This window comes from Halodesulfurarchaeum sp. (genome assembly GCF_036626455.1).
In the GTDB taxonomy this organism is placed as follows: Archaea; Halobacteriota; Halobacteria; order Halobacteriales; family Halobacteriaceae; genus Halodesulfurarchaeum.
Genome location: NZ_JAZKRK010000041.1, coordinates 1 through 13,366 on the forward strand (window position 1 = coordinate 1; position 13,366 = coordinate 13,366).

At 58.1% G+C, this 13,366-nt stretch carries 15 protein-coding genes; 3 read left to right on the top strand and 12 right to left on the bottom strand.

The window, feature by feature from the left end:
* Nucleotides 1–279: 279 nt before the first annotated feature.
* On the top strand, nt 280–1,485 hold the full coding sequence (locus V5A26_RS09985) for an RNA-guided endonuclease InsQ/TnpB family protein (protein WP_332322409.1): 1,206 nt from the start codon (nt 280–282) through the stop codon (nt 1,483–1,485).
* A 78-nt stretch (nt 1,486–1,563) separates the two neighbouring features.
* Here V5A26_RS09985 and V5A26_RS09990 read toward each other — a convergent pair whose 3' ends face one another.
* Together V5A26_RS09990 and V5A26_RS09995 are read right to left on the bottom strand one after the other, a co-directional pair.
* Nucleotides 1,564–1,839, bottom strand: a complete 276-nt coding sequence (locus V5A26_RS09990; RefSeq protein ID WP_332322410.1) for a DUF7577 domain-containing protein — start codon at nt 1,837–1,839, stop codon at nt 1,564–1,566.
* Between the two features lie 68 nt (nt 1,840–1,907).
* Complete coding sequence (locus V5A26_RS09995) at nt 1,908–3,821, bottom strand: sensor histidine kinase (protein ID WP_332322011.1); 1,914 nt, start codon at nt 3,819–3,821, stop codon at nt 1,908–1,910.
* Nucleotides 3,822–3,966: 145 nt separating this feature from the next.
* Here V5A26_RS09995 and V5A26_RS10000 point away from each other — a divergent pair, with 145 nt between their 5' ends.
* On the top strand, nt 3,967–4,212 hold the full coding sequence (locus tag V5A26_RS10000) for a hypothetical protein (RefSeq protein WP_332322012.1): 246 nt from the start codon (nt 3,967–3,969) through the stop codon (nt 4,210–4,212).
* A gap of 48 nt (nt 4,213–4,260) precedes the next feature.
* A complete protein-coding gene (locus tag V5A26_RS10005) occupies nt 4,261–5,673 on the top strand; it encodes a hypothetical protein (RefSeq protein WP_332322411.1) in 1,413 nt (470 codons plus the stop codon).
* A 643-nt stretch (nt 5,674–6,316) separates the two neighbouring features.
* Here the strand turns inward: V5A26_RS10005 and V5A26_RS10010 are convergent.
* The 10 genes from V5A26_RS10010 to V5A26_RS10055 form a co-directional block, all read right to left on the bottom strand.
* Nucleotides 6,317–6,733 carry a hypothetical protein gene (locus V5A26_RS10010; protein ID WP_332321957.1) on the bottom strand — a complete coding sequence of 139 codons (417 nt, stop codon included), beginning with the start codon at nt 6,731–6,733 and terminating at the stop codon, nt 6,317–6,319.
* Entirely contained in the window at nt 6,723–7,025 is a 303-nt protein-coding gene (locus V5A26_RS10015) for an ArsR/SmtB family transcription factor (RefSeq protein ID WP_332321956.1), read from the bottom strand. The genes V5A26_RS10010 and V5A26_RS10015 overlap by 11 nt, the downstream gene beginning before the upstream one ends.
* A gap of 225 nt (nt 7,026–7,250) precedes the next feature.
* On the bottom strand, nt 7,251–8,402 hold the full coding sequence (locus V5A26_RS10020) for an ABC transporter permease (protein ID WP_332321955.1): 1,152 nt from the start codon (nt 8,400–8,402) through the stop codon (nt 7,251–7,253).
* Nucleotides 8,399–9,067: an ABC transporter ATP-binding protein gene (locus V5A26_RS10025; RefSeq protein WP_332321954.1), complete on the bottom strand. Its 669-nt coding sequence runs from the start codon at nt 9,065–9,067 to the stop codon at nt 8,399–8,401. Before V5A26_RS10025 ends, V5A26_RS10020 begins: the two co-directional genes overlap by 4 nt.
* Nucleotides 9,064–10,584: a hypothetical protein gene (locus V5A26_RS10030; RefSeq protein WP_332322412.1), complete on the bottom strand. Its 1,521-nt coding sequence runs from the start codon at nt 10,582–10,584 to the stop codon at nt 9,064–9,066. Before V5A26_RS10030 ends, V5A26_RS10025 begins: the two co-directional genes overlap by 4 nt.
* Nucleotides 10,585–10,795: 211 nt before the next feature.
* On the bottom strand, nt 10,796–11,023 hold the full coding sequence (locus V5A26_RS10035; protein WP_332322413.1) for an SHOCT domain-containing protein: 228 nt from the start codon (nt 11,021–11,023) through the stop codon (nt 10,796–10,798).
* 119 nt (nt 11,024–11,142) lie between these two features.
* Complete coding sequence (locus tag V5A26_RS10040) at nt 11,143–11,682, bottom strand: permease (RefSeq protein WP_332321951.1); 540 nt, start codon at nt 11,680–11,682, stop codon at nt 11,143–11,145.
* Complete coding sequence (locus tag V5A26_RS10045; RefSeq protein ID WP_332321950.1) at nt 11,682–12,164, bottom strand: permease; 483 nt, start codon at nt 12,162–12,164, stop codon at nt 11,682–11,684. Before V5A26_RS10045 ends, V5A26_RS10040 begins: the two co-directional genes overlap by 1 nt.
* A gap of 12 nt (nt 12,165–12,176) precedes the next feature.
* Nucleotides 12,177–12,485, bottom strand: coding sequence for a cupin domain-containing protein (locus V5A26_RS10050; protein ID WP_332321949.1), 309 nt, complete (start codon nt 12,483–12,485; stop codon nt 12,177–12,179).
* A gap of 4 nt (nt 12,486–12,489) precedes the next feature.
* Nucleotides 12,490–12,828 (bottom strand): helix-turn-helix domain-containing protein, encoded by a 339-nt coding sequence (locus V5A26_RS10055; RefSeq protein ID WP_332321948.1) that lies wholly within the window; start codon nt 12,826–12,828, stop codon nt 12,490–12,492.
* Nucleotides 12,829–13,366 lie beyond the last annotated feature (538 nt).

A 13,366-nucleotide genomic window follows, 5' to 3' on the forward strand; every position in this document is an offset into this window, starting at 1 on the left:
GGTTCTATGCTTGCGGTTCGTAATAAAATTTGTGCCCCTGGTGCCCCGGATTCACCTAACACAAGGCGGATGCCCCATCCTCAAGTCGTGAGGAATCGCAGATTCCTCTGACCATCCGAACTGGCCTGCGGCCCGTGAGGAGAGAGCGCCGGGCTTCCGGCCTCGACGCAAGCACAAGCGAGTAGGGTGGGGAGGAAGCCGACCCGATACTGGTCTGCCACAGACTGTTGCTGGCCAACTCCCAAACTTAAGTAATTACACACAGATATGTGAAATATTGTGGAGTACCGTCGAACCGCCGTTATCAAACTCGACACACCCGAAGGCGCGGATACACACCTTCGAGAGACTGTCATGCAATTCAAATACTGCGCTAACACCGCGAGCGAATGGTGCTGGCAGGGCGACGACGGCTACCACGTCACTTCAAAAGCAAAGGCCGAAAGCACCCTGTACGACCAGCTACGCGAGGAAACCGAATTGACCGCGAACCTCGTCCAGAAAGGAATTCGCCAAGCCGTCGAGTCCGTCAAGAGCGGCGTCGAACGTCTCAAAAACGACCAAGATACGTCTCGTCCGATGTTCACGGCGAATACCGCCATCTACGACAAGCGAAGCGCCACGTTCCACCGTGACCACGTTTCGCTCTCAACTGTAGACGGGCGTATCGAGTGTGATTACATTCTTCCCGCCGACGCCGAGAAACCGCCGACAAAGTACGTTGCTAATGAGGACTACGAGTTTCGGCGGGCGACACTCCATCGACGTGACGGCGACTGGTATCTCCATGCGTCGATGCTCAAAGAGGACGACACCGACACCACTACCGGGCACAGAACAGTCCTCGGTGTGGACCTCGGTATGAACCAACTCGCGGTCGCTTCGACTGGTCGGTTTTGGTCGGCAGACGAGTTCAACCATTGGAAGCGAGAGTACGAAAAGCGGCGTGGCGACCTTCAGCAATGCGGGACGCGAGCCGCACACGACGCGATAGCAGGTGTCGAGGGCAAAGAGGACGGACGCTTCGAGATATTCCTGCATCGTGTCGCCAACGAGATCGTGACTGAAGCCGTCGAACACGACTGTTCGCATATCGTGTTCAAGGAACTGACCGCCATTCGTGAGAACGTCCCAGAAGCGTCGTGGCACCATCTGTGGGCGTTCCGTCGCCTCTACGGGTACGTCGAATACAAAGCCAGAGCGCAGGGTGTGAAAGCCGTCCAAGTAGACCCACGGAACACCTCGAAACGATGTTCGACCTGTGGGTTTACTCACGACGACAACCGCCACGGCGAGGACTTCGAGTGTCAGAAGTGCGGCTACCAGAACCACGCCGACTACAACGCTTCCAAGAACATCGGTTTGCAGTATCTCCGGCGTCGGCAAAACGCAGACGACGGAGGCGCACCCGTAGACGTGCGCTTGAATCGCGGGACGTTGAACGTGAGTGGAGAGTACGACCTTCCCGCCTCATCCGAGGCGTAGAACGGGAGTCCACGCGAAAGCCCTTCCCTCAACGAGCGAGCGGGTCCTTAGACCCCGAGCGAAGTAGGGTAGGGTAGTTTACTTGGTCTCTTTTACGAGCGGGTGCCCATCGTCACGTTCGAACCCGCCTGATTTTGGGAGTTCTCCAATACAGGATCGGCAATAGCGGTAGCCCTTCTCGTTTGCCGTGCCACACTCTGGACACACTATTTTCGACCCATCGACGGTTTCAGGGCGGTGAGGATCCGGTCGTTCAGTCTCTCCCCATTCCGAGCGGACAAACTGCAAGAGAAGGAGTGCATACAGGGACCCAATACCGAGCAGAAAGGCGATCTCCCAGGGCTGGTCGAACATGGTTTCCACCACGTTCAATTAGGGCTGGGATCTTTGTAAGGTCTTCCCGATAATCCAATGGATCGTGTTCAGACCGTTCTGATTTCGAACCTGGCGCCACCGCTTTCGGTCGCGGTGAGGTCGACAGTCCAGCCATGTGCCTCAATAATATCCGCTACGATATCCAGTCCCAGCCCGGTTCCGTCCCGGGTCGTGGTGTAGCCGGATTCGAAGACCTGTTCTCGCTCCTCGGGCGGAATGCCCGTTCCGTCGTCCGCGACGAAAAATCCCTCGTCGAGGTCCCCGACGGTGACCGTTACCGTCGGTCCCCCGTGCTCGACGGCATTCCAGAAGAGGTTCTCGAAGACCCGTCGAAGCCGACTTCGGTTCGCGAGAACCGTTTTCATCGTCACCACTCGGAGTTCTCCATTGGGCGAATCGACTGCTTCCCAGGAGGTTTCGGCGAGGTCGGCCAAATCCACCGGTTCCGTCTCCTCCGGGCTGACTGTCTGGCCTTTCCGGGTCAGTGTAAGGACGTCGTCAATGATCGCATCCATTCGATCGATTGCGCGATCGATTTCCTCGAGATGGGGGCTGTCCACGTCTTCCATGACCATGCCGAGACGGCCACTCGCGACGGTCAGTGGTGACCTGAGGTCGTGGGAGACGATGCTGGCGAACTGTTCGAGTCGGTCGTTTTCCCGCTCGAGTTCCCGCTTTCGTTGAATTTCCTCGGTTAGATCGACGTAGATTGCGAGGGTTTCGGGTTCTCCGCCAGTGTTGAGGACCGATGATCGGAGACGGAAGGTTCGAATACCGTCCGTGGTGATTCTCTCCACGTCTTGCTCGACGACATCGGCAGTTTCAGCGGCTCGATCCAGGTTTTGGGCCGTTTCGAGCCCGTCTTCCGGGACAATCAGTTCGTTGATCGACTCCCCCGCAACTGAATCCGAATCGTAACCGAATGTCGCTTCGAACGCGGAGTTGACGGCTTCGATGATGGGTTCCTGATTCTTGTATCGAACGTGAGCGACTGGCTCCGGGATGGCTTCGAATATCGCCTCAAGCCTGTTCCGTTCTCTGCTGAGCGAGGCTGTTCGTTCTTCGAGCGACTGGATGTTTTCGAGCCGATCGAGCGCGTTCCGAATATGGGAAACCAGAAGTTCAGCGAGATCCTTGTCCGTCTCGTCGAACGCGCCAGGGTTTCGGTCGACAGCTTGAAAGACCCCGTGGGTTCCGATTGGAACTGTGAGGACTGACCGAAAATCCGTTGCTGAAGTGGAGTGATCGTCGGCCTGGAGATCTTGAATCAACGACGGTTCCCCGGTCCTGTAGACACGAGTTCCGAGTTTTGAATCGTCACTGAGAGGAACCCGAGCGAAATAGTCCTCTTCGGTCACCCCAGTTGAGACTGCCTGTGTTACCAAATATTCATCTTCGACGGCATCGGCGATGGCGATATCGAAGTCAAGCACTTCGCGGGCGGTTTCCACGAGTGTCTCGTAGACCGCTCGCTCATTGCTCGTTTGTTCGATATCCATCGCGACAGAGTGAAGCGCCTCAATCTTGGCGTTCTGGGCCTGGAGATGCCCATCCTGTTCGTCTTCCGGTTCGATTTCGTAAAACTGGCAGTACGTTCGCTTCACTTCACCGGCATCGTCGTACTCGACTCCCCCCTGGAACGCAACTGGAACGAGGTGTCCGGCCGCATGCCGAAGCTCTAGTTCGACACCAGTGATGCGGCCTCGTGAGAGCAGCAGCGGAAATTGTGCCTCGTACTTCGCTTTTGCGTGTGCACTGAGAAAATCGGTGAAATCGGCACCTGTGACCACAGCGCGCTCGTATCCCAGCGTATCGAGCCACGTCTGGTTTACCTCGAGGATTGTGCCACTCCCGTCGAGTGACTGGTACGCTATCGGAAGCCGATCGACGATGGCACTTCTCAACCCTCTGGTCGGTGGCTTTTCTTGGGTCGCTTTGCCAGTCGCCTCGTGGTTCGTCACTGTTTCAACACTGTCCGAAGAACCTGTTGGGTTATGAAACCTCTTATTACGACCCAACCGGTCGTACAGCGGTCGTTTCTGGCTGCACGCCGTATTCTGGCACGAGAAACGGGACATTGAAATCCGCCCAGCCAAACGAAGGTGTATGCTCGAATCAGGTCTCGATACCCTCGCTGACCTCGCATTTGTTGTCGGCCTGGCATTGGTGGCAGTCCTCTTCACGGGCCTCGGCGTTCTCGGGGAACAGGCGGGGATTTCGAATCTCCTAGCGGGGCAGGCCGCTCTCGGTGCCTGGGAACTGTTTTTCGGTGCGTGGGCGTTGTTTGTGGGCGTGTACCTGCTCGGTATCAAACAAGTGCTCCCGCGGGCAACAACCCTCGTCATCGATTGATACGATCGGGCCCAAACCTTCTTGAGCCGGTTCTTGGTAACAATTCATATGGTGGGGAAACTCGCTCGCTCGCTTGCGATCGCTGTTCTGGTGATTTTGTTGGTCGTTTCGTTGGGGACTGCAAACATCACCATCGGGGTCGAACGGACCGTTTTGAACGGCGATTATGTTTCGGATAGTTTGTCCGAGGAGGAGGCCTATTCGGTCATCGTTGACGAAGCCCAACGGCAACTCGAAACCGGTGAAACGCCACAGGAGGGCCCCACTATTGACGAACTGTTTCCCAAGGTACTGACTGAATCGTACGTCCAAAATCAGACCGAAGCGAACATCGAACGGGCCTTTGCCTACCTTCACGGTGATCGCAAGGATATCTATCTGGCAATCAATACGACCCCGCTGAAAGACGATCTCGCAGCCGAACTCGCCAACCAGACACTTGCGGAGCAAGGGATAGCCGACTTCGACCAGACCCTTGCGGAGTTGGCTGAGAGCGAATCCCAGTTCCAAACCGTTCGCGAGGAGTTCAAAGCCGAGCAGCTACAGCGGATCCAGGCCGAAACAGAGCCGGAACTCAGCGACGCGGAACTCGAAGCTGCTTACGAGGACCGTCGTGAGGACATCCGGACGGTACTCGTCGACGAGTTGGAAACTCGCGTGGCCGAATCGGACCATCCAGAAGCGCTTCGGCCGGTCATTATCGACCTCGGAACGCTTCGGATCGACGCACTGATAGATCCGGATATGACCTATACCGAGTTCACGACCGAGCTGGACGAACACAAAACGACGCTTGAAGAGACTCTCGAAGAACTCGTCCGTGATCAAATCGACGAGGAGCTCCCGGACACGATGGAACTCTCTGAACAGCTTGGGCCGGAGGAACGAGCGCAACTCGAAGAACTCCGGGGAATCGTCGGGATACTCGACCTGTTGGTCGTCATTCTCCCACTGCTTACGATTGGCATCGCCCTCCTCATTGGATGGGTGACACTCACCCGATCCTCGGGACTGTTTGTCGTTGGGGGGACCGTGACGGTGACCGGGCTGCTTTCGGCGCTGGGATTCATGGGTGCTGGGTCGTGGATCGAATCCGAGATTGGGACGATCACTACACAGGGTGACATGCCTGCAGCCCTCTCAGAGTTGCTCGTTGCCCTGATTAGCAGGACGGTGTCGGTCTTCGTGACCCAATCCTGGTTGGTGGTCCTCCTCGGGATCATTCTCATCGTCGTTGGGTTCGCTATTCGGCGGGCGCTCCTTCCGATAGCGGATCAGTCTGGGCCGGATTCCACTCCCGGTGAGAGTGTTGGTGAGAACGCGTCTGACGAAGGGGGCACCGCTTCTGGAGACGACCCCTCGGTGGACATGGCCGGGGAGAGCGAGGATCTGGAGCAGGCGGCTCCGGTTGAGGAGGCCGATGAGGTCGACGGAACCGACGAACATCTCGATTCATCGTAGCGGTTCTCTGTTCGCATTCGCCACGGTGGCCGAGTCGGCATCTTACGCAAGAGACACAGTCAATTGGTTGCTGGTTGAAGTGAGTATCAGGGAGTCGATCTGGCGGACGTGGATTCGGAACGGGATGTTATTCATCTCCGGCATCGGCCGGAGGGCACAGCAGTCTATGGAACCCCGTTGAAGAACGGGCCGAAGGGGAACGAACATCAATGTCTCACCGGGGCTGAAAAACTTGATTGGTAACTACATCAAGTATGATCGTTTCGACGTCACAGGCCGATTCGACCGCCAACCCCTGTTCACCTCGAAGAGCGGCCGGGCATATGTCACAACGATCCGCAGGGACTTCTACACGGTCTCACGACACTGTGAGTACGATCCCGAGTGTCCCCATGGCCGGGAGTCAAGCTGTGAAGCGATGTCGAGCGGCAAAGCAGCCGAGTGCCCCTCCTCATTTAGCACGCATCCCGTCCGGAAGTGGTCGATTATGTCGCAGCTCGATTCGGCGTTCCGAAAGCTTCTGTAGGGGTCTCCCCCGCTCCCTGCTATTATGAAGACCATCGTGGATACTTCTCTCCGATGGGTATGGAGTGATCCCAACCGGTACAGAATGAGAAGAGGAAAACTGACTCGTCGGCCAATATCAGGAATAACTCTGATAGAGCAACACGATGCTCGCGATACTGGCGAACAAATCAGGGAGAAACATAAACGGTCCTAATGTCGTTCCATGCCGGAAGCCGAGAATGATAGGGAGTAACGGGTTGGACGAGACCGCATAAAGGAGCAACGCGACGGTAAAGAGGAGAAGACTCAACGTGAACCGGTTCGGGAGGTCCCGGTACACCCGGAGATAGTTCCAGAGGATTGCGAGCAGGACGATAGCATTGAGCGTTGTCACGAAGAGTTTTACCTGTATCACCGTCTCGATGTCGAGGGGGGAGCCATGAATTGGGAGCCCGATGGCCGGTATTCCGGTGGTAACAGTCACGAGTCCGCTCACCAGCGCCGCGATCCCGACGACGACAGCCGTCTTGACCGAGGCCGAATCAGTTTCCATTGTCTTCCCCCTCCTCGAGGTCAGCACCCGCGATAACTTCCTCCAACAGGTCCAGATTCTGTTCCATCCGTTCGGTGAGGAAGTAGGTTTTCCCGTACTCCTCCCCCATCGACGTCACCACGTCGTTTGCCGTCAATTTCTCGAGATGATGCCGCACGGTCTTGTAATCGAGGTCGAGCGTGGATGCAAGTTGATTCGCGTTCATCGGTTTCTCGTTCAATGCCCGGATGATTCGGACGCGGTTACGTCCCCCGCGACTCCCACCAATCAACCACCACAACACCTTGCGCATCGGTCACTAGCTCCATGTTTGAGCGGGGCCCCGTAAAAAGGGGCGCTTTCTCCGTGCATCCCCTCCGGTTGAATAGGCGATTGGCGGGGCTTTCGTGCGGATTCGTCCAACGGGACTTTCGATGCGCCCTGGATACTCGCCACGGGTGGGCTTGATTCATGATTCCTGGCCGTCGGGATGACGAGTGGGATTTCCGTTCGGGGCGTCGCTGTGTTTTCGAACCAGTCATCCACGGAGCGCCTCCACTGGTGGATCGTTTGCGGCCTTCCAGGCGGGGTAGAGCCCGCTCACGAGACTCGCGAGGACGCCGAATCCGAACCCGGCGACGAGGAACTTGAAACTATCCCACCGAAGCAGCAAGAGCGGGTCATCGAAGAACATCGCGTTGATCCCGATGCCGATCCCGAAGGAAAGGACGGCTCCGAGCAACGCCCCGAGGACTCCCAGGAAGAGGGCCTCTGCGAGGATCATCCGCATGACTTCGGTTCGACGAATGCCTACGGCCCGGAGAACCCCGATTTCGCTCCGGCGCTCGACGACGCTCATGAGCATGACATTCAGGATGCTTACGCTTGCCACAACTAGCGAGATCGAGCCGATTCCCAGCAAGGCCAAATTCAACGTCTCGAACGTCGAACTGATCCGGTCCTGCAGGTCCGACTGGGTGTCGGCGTCGACGATCTCCTCCCGGCTGTTGAAGGTGGCCTCGAGGTCAGTTGCGATCACTTCAGCCGCGTCGCCGTCCGCGGCGAATATCGTTACCTCGGAATACAGCTGGTCGGGCAAGGCGGACTCCGGAACGACCACAGTGTCGGTTCCGTCGCCCGATCCCATTCCTGGCAGATCCGAGGGTTCGAGGATCCCGAGGATCCGATAGGCGTCTCCCTCGAGTGTCACGACCCCGCCGACAGTCAGATCGTACTCCTGGGCCATGCTTTGACTGACGAGAGCTCCCGTCCGAAGGGTATCGGGCACCGTGCCTGCAGCAGCGGAGTACAGCTCGTCCGGCTCGGTCATGGCCTCGACTTTCACCACGCTCGTTCCGCCCCTCGTGGAGACCGGGACGCGATCAGTCTTGACCGGGACCACTGTGGAACCTCTCGCCACCCGTTCGAGTTCCTCGATCTGCTGGGCGGTCAATCCGTCCTCGTCCGTGTCTGCTCCGGGAACGACAGTTACCTGGTTCGTCAAGTCGCCGAGATCCTCGGTCATTCCATATTCGAGGGCGGTTCCCGTGATCCCGATGCCGGCGATGGCGACGACCGCGATGACGATCCCTGCGGTGGCAAGCCCGGTGCGGACCTTGTTGCGCCACAAATTTCGCCACGCCATCATGGAACTCGGCAGGGTCCGGGCGAGGGTGCCTCGGTCGATCATTGGACGGCCCCGTCGATCAGCTCGACCGTTCGGTCGGTGAACTCCGCGAGCATCTCGTCGTGGGTGACCGTCACGATCGACACGTCGTCTTCGGTTTTGATCCGCTCGAGCTCCGTGAGTATCGTTCGACCCGTCTCTTGATCCAGATTACCGGTCGGTTCGTCGGCGAGAACCACCCGGGGTTCGTTGATGAGCGCCCGGGCGATGGCCACCCGCTGGCGTTGCCCGCCGGAAAGCTGGATCGACCGGTGGTCGAGGCGGTCGCCGAGTCCCAGCCGCGTCAGGAGGTCCCTGGCCCGCTCGTGGCGGTCGGTGGCGGGATCCCACATCGACGGCAGTTCGACGTTCTCGACGGCCGAGAGCGTGGGGAGCAAGTGAAACTCCTGGAAGATGAAGCCGATACCGGAGCGTCGTTCCTCGGTGAGCTCGTCCTCGGAAAAGTCCGACACGTCCCGACCGTCGTGCCGGACGATCCCGGCGGTCGGCGTATCGAGCAGACCGATGAGGTTGAGCATTGTGCTCTTCCCCGATCCGGACGGGCCGATGACCGAAACCATCTCGCCGGCCTCGACTCCGAAGTCGACTTCCCTGAGGGCCTCGACGGTTTCCTCGCCCATCTCGTACTGCTTCGTAACGCCGTCCAGTTCGATGAGTCTGTCACTCATGACTCTCGTCGGCGCCAGAATGCGACGCCCCCGATGGCGACACTGATGCCGGCGATTCCGAGCCCAATCAGGCCCCAGGGGATTTGGCCCAACATGGCGAATGGGGATTGGCCTCCCTGGCTCTGCGAGGAGTCAGCGACGTTCGCCGCGGAGGATTGGGACGGTGCGCTTTCACCTGTCAGCGCGAGGTCGACGGTGTTTGACACTCGCTCTCCGTCGTCCATGTATTCGAGAGTAACCGGAATCGAGGAGACGTTATCCGTCGTCCGGGCTGTCAGCTCGAAGGTGCCGAATTCACTCCGATCGACGGCGCCCACGAAGTACTGCTTCGACGGCGAAACAGGCGTGACCCGCTTGTCGGTCCCGACGCTAACGAGGACCCCGCCCGCATCCGCGTCGCCGATGTTACTCGCGTCCCCCCGGAGGAGGACCGTCTCACCGGTCTGCTGGACCTCCACCCCGGTGAGGACGATCTCGGCAGCTGGCTCGCTCTCGAAGGTGATATTCCGGCTTACGGTCCGATCGGTTCCGCCGATTTCGTAGTTAGCGATTACCTCCCCGTCCCCGGGAGCGATATCAGCGGCATCTAACTCCACGACGGTCGAGGCAAACGGTTCGAGATTAGCGGCGGTGGTTCGATCAATCACCTTTCCATTGCGCTGGGCGCGAAGTTGCACGTCTTCGACCGGGAGGTTTCCGAAGTTTGTGAGCGTCGTGACGAGGTCGTTCGACCCGTTCCGCATTTCCGTTTGGGTGGCGAGGGCTACGTCGTCGGTCAGTGCCGCTACGTCGACGGCCTGGGACTCCCGGATCGATCGATCGTATCCTTCTCTAGTCGTGTAGGACAGGACGGCATCGACGGACTGGCTGCCGGTTTCATTGAAGGTGACCGTGGTGGAATACTGCCAGGTCGAATGGGCTCCAATCGTCCCGCGTACCGTCCGGGCCGCGTCCACCGACCTGGCTTCCGTCGTTAGTTCGAGATCCACGTTCGAGATGGCATCGTCGTCGCCGTTCGCGACAGTTACGTCAACGGGCGTGTCACCCCCGACGACCGGGTCTTCAGTCTCGATCGAGACCTGCACGTCATCGGGCTCCTCGACGGAGACATACAGCGGATAGGAGAGTTTCACGAGCGATCCCGCGTCCGTCCGACCTCGGACGTGGACCCGCAGGTTCTTCGAGTCAGCGAGCGAGAGCTGCAGGGGGACCTCCATCGACTGTCCTTCGCCGATGCTCCCGAGATTCTCGACGCGTTCGTACTCCGGCAGGCCCGAGGAATCACGGACGTAGACGTCGGTGACGTCGAATGCGCCACTTCCCCCCTCGAGGTTTTCGATGGTAACGGTCACGTCGAACGGTTCGCCCGGTGCCGGATCCTCGGGGGAGACAGTGACACCACCGATTGTCACGGTTTCACTGGCAGCCGCGCCGATCGAGACGATTCCGCCCGTGGCGAGACTTGCAACGAGCAGGCCGACTAGGCTGATGACGACTGGGACCTTCCGGTTCGTCATGCCAACTGGCTCCGTCGTTTCGTGGGTGATCGTCCCGACGGGTTGGGGCCGGACAGCGGCCGGTGGTTGCTGGATGACTGGACTGGTCGTCTTGGGGTATTATGTGATGACATTGGCTGGGTGATTGGGGGTGATTGAACGGGGAGAGGGCCGAAACGGCGGGTGCAGTATGGTTGGGTGGTTGGGTGTGGTGCAAATCGGCGACTGGCACCTACCGTCTGAGCAGCTCTTTGCGCTCCTGGTACTCCTCCGCGTCTATCTCGCCGGTCGCGTAGCGTTGCCGGAGTGTCTCGAGTGCTCGATCGACCCCGTTTTCGGACGCGTCTGTGCTTGAACGGTTGGTGCGTTTGAAAACCATGTAGCCGAGTGCCCCGAAGAATAACGCTATCAGAAGGAACCCGATTGGGGCAAACAGGAATGGTGTTGAGTGCAGTACCATTGCAACTGTTCGAAGGACCCGGGATTAATTATCAGTTTTCCGAATTATTCCCACAATATCGCCGGGTTGGACCCAAATTCAGCCCAAAAACGCACGCTCCGTTCCGTGCTTTGCTCAATCTAGAATGGTTCGTCGCCCGGGTCGTTTAACTCGGCCCGCAGAATAGCCTCGATAAGCAATCCCATTCCCACGGCGACGATCGACGTGAGCACCAGTCGGAGCGACATGAACTTCCACCCGAGAAACTGGAGTTCGACGAGTTCCTGGGGGAGTTTGAGACACGCCCAGGCAGTCAGAAAGACCACGATATTGGCGATACGGGCGTTCTTTTCGATCAGATCGGCAGCAATCGGAAGGGCGACGTAGAGCGGTCCCGTGGGGGTCGATCCCAAGACAATGGCAAGTCCCAATCCTGACACTCCGGATTGTTCGCCGAGATACCGGACGATGACGTCGTCAGGTACCCATTCATTGAACAGACCCAACAACACCATCACGGCCGGAAGGATGAGCGCCATCTCGACGAGATACGACTGGGTACTCGCGAACACCGCTTCCCGGTGTCCGGGGTAGAGGACCAGCAGCCCAACACCGACCGCGACGATCAGTCCAAAATATCCCCAACTTCGCAGTATTTTAGCCCGTTTCTCCTCGTCCATCAGAGGATCGCCCCCATTACGACCGCGATCAGGATGGCTCCCAAAAAGCTCAACCCGTTACGTAGGGCCGCGAATCGCCAGCCGAGTTCGCGAACCTCGAGCGGAAGGGTGACGACGCCGATCATGGTCAACGTCGTCACGAAGACCGCGACGATGGATATCGTCGCTCCCATGTCCAGGAACGACGCGGCAAGGGGAAACGCAACGATAGAGGGAATATGCAACACCGACCCTATCGTCCCGGTGAGGAACACGCCTGCCATCCCGGACTGGTCGCCGACGAACTGGCGGATCGTCTCCGGCGGGACGAACCCGAGGAGCAGTCCGATAATAACGATGATCGTGAGTACGGTTGGGAGAATCCGAAAGAACGAGAAGAGGCCACGCTTCACTGCTCTGACGCCGCGTTCCCGATCCGCGTACAGGGCGGCGAGAAGCCCGATTGCGGCGAAACCGTTGATAATCCAGGCGGTCAGGCTCATTACTAAAACCGGTCAGTGGGCCTCCTGAATGCCCAAAATAGTTAGCGATTCGGTACATCGGATTCCGCGTTGTTCATTGTGGTCGAGGAAGACACCGTCACCTTCGCTAAGCTCAATGGTTCCATCCTCTCCAGTGAACTCACCGGCACCCCCCAGAATGAAAAAGAAGACCGCGTAGGGTTCTGGATGGGGTCGGATTTCCCGGCCAGCTTCTATGGTGACGATACCGACATGGAACTCGGTCGAATCGATGATATCGTTCTTCGTTGGCTTGGCCGTCTCAGCGCTGTACGTTTCGACGATGTCGCTAAATGGCTTCATAGTGTCACCCGTCCTCGTTGACCAGGTCGATCTCGATCGTTTGCTGTCGAAGCGTCCACTCCTTCGTCGGCGCACCCCGACCTTCTTCGACGTATCCCGCGACCTCGATGAGACCTGCATCACTGAGTTCCGAGAGGTGATAGTACAGGCCCGAGCGACCGAAATCGTAGCCTCGCTCATCCATCTCTTCACGAATGGTATCGGTAGTCGCCGTCCCCGCGCCGATGATGTCGATAATATCCCATCTTGCGGGTCCATGTAACGCCTTTGCGAACCCCTTGAGGCGCTGTAATTCGGTCATTCGATCCGTCTTCGCGTGGGTATCGGATGGAGGATCACACATGGTGGATACGTTGACCACCCGGAGGATTTTTCGCCGGGGTCTGTGGGAGCTGGATTGGAAGCGTTCCGCCCATAATCAAAGTGAATTTTTGCAATATATAAAAAAGTAATGGGAATTATTTGCTGTCGGTACCACGGGGAAGGAACAAAATTTTACCGCCCGTTTCAGATCGGTATTGGCAAACCTGAGATTTTCGTCGGACGGGCTGCTTCTCGCATCTATCGATAACCTCAAACCCAGTCACTAACCCCTGCCCGTTGCTGCATACACTCTCTATATTTATCAGACCCCCTCTGAAAACTCTCTGAGAACTCAAACCTTGATTATCGACTCTGCTTTTCCCAAAAAAAGACTACTCCCCCTCTTCGACCACCGCCGGTACTTGGATTACCCTGCCCGCGTTCCACTTCTCCGGAACCGCAGACGGCGGCGGGGTCCGCTCGCTGGGCGGTTGGGTTCTCGAAATTTGAACCCACCCATACGGGCACCAAAAAGAGCGAAACTGGCGTTACAGTCGCTCTACGGCACAAAAACGGAC

What these genes read in the sequence shown, in the direction of transcription:
- V5A26_RS10000 (WP_332322012.1), top strand. Translation starts at nt 3,967, where the DNA reads ATGCTCGAATCAGGTCTCGATACCCTCGCTGACCTCGCATTTGTTGTC.
- V5A26_RS09990 (WP_332322410.1), bottom strand. Translation starts at nt 1,839, where the DNA reads ATGTTCGACCAGCCCTGGGAGATCGCCTTTCTGCTCGGTATTGGGTCC.
- V5A26_RS10050 (WP_332321949.1), bottom strand. Translation starts at nt 12,485, where the DNA reads ATGAAGCCATTTAGCGACATCGTCGAAACGTACAGCGCTGAGACGGCC.
- V5A26_RS10040 (WP_332321951.1), bottom strand. Translation starts at nt 11,682, where the DNA reads ATGGACGAGGAGAAACGGGCTAAAATACTGCGAAGTTGGGGATATTTT.
- V5A26_RS10015 (WP_332321956.1), bottom strand. Translation starts at nt 7,025, where the DNA reads ATGCGCAAGGTGTTGTGGTGGTTGATTGGTGGGAGTCGCGGGGGACGT.
- V5A26_RS10005 (WP_332322411.1), top strand. Translation starts at nt 4,261, where the DNA reads ATGGTGGGGAAACTCGCTCGCTCGCTTGCGATCGCTGTTCTGGTGATT.
- V5A26_RS10035 (WP_332322413.1), bottom strand. Translation starts at nt 11,023, where the DNA reads ATGGTACTGCACTCAACACCATTCCTGTTTGCCCCAATCGGGTTCCTT.
- V5A26_RS10030 (WP_332322412.1), bottom strand. Translation starts at nt 10,584, where the DNA reads ATGACGAACCGGAAGGTCCCAGTCGTCATCAGCCTAGTCGGCCTGCTC.
- V5A26_RS10045 (WP_332321950.1), bottom strand. Translation starts at nt 12,164, where the DNA reads ATGAGCCTGACCGCCTGGATTATCAACGGTTTCGCCGCAATCGGGCTT.
- V5A26_RS10010 (WP_332321957.1), bottom strand. Translation starts at nt 6,733, where the DNA reads ATGGAAACTGATTCGGCCTCGGTCAAGACGGCTGTCGTCGTCGGGATC.
- V5A26_RS10020 (WP_332321955.1), bottom strand. Translation starts at nt 8,402, where the DNA reads ATGATCGACCGAGGCACCCTCGCCCGGACCCTGCCGAGTTCCATGATG.
- V5A26_RS10055 (WP_332321948.1), bottom strand. Translation starts at nt 12,828, where the DNA reads ATGTGTGATCCTCCATCCGATACCCACGCGAAGACGGATCGAATGACC.
- V5A26_RS10025 (WP_332321954.1), bottom strand. Translation starts at nt 9,067, where the DNA reads ATGAGTGACAGACTCATCGAACTGGACGGCGTTACGAAGCAGTACGAG.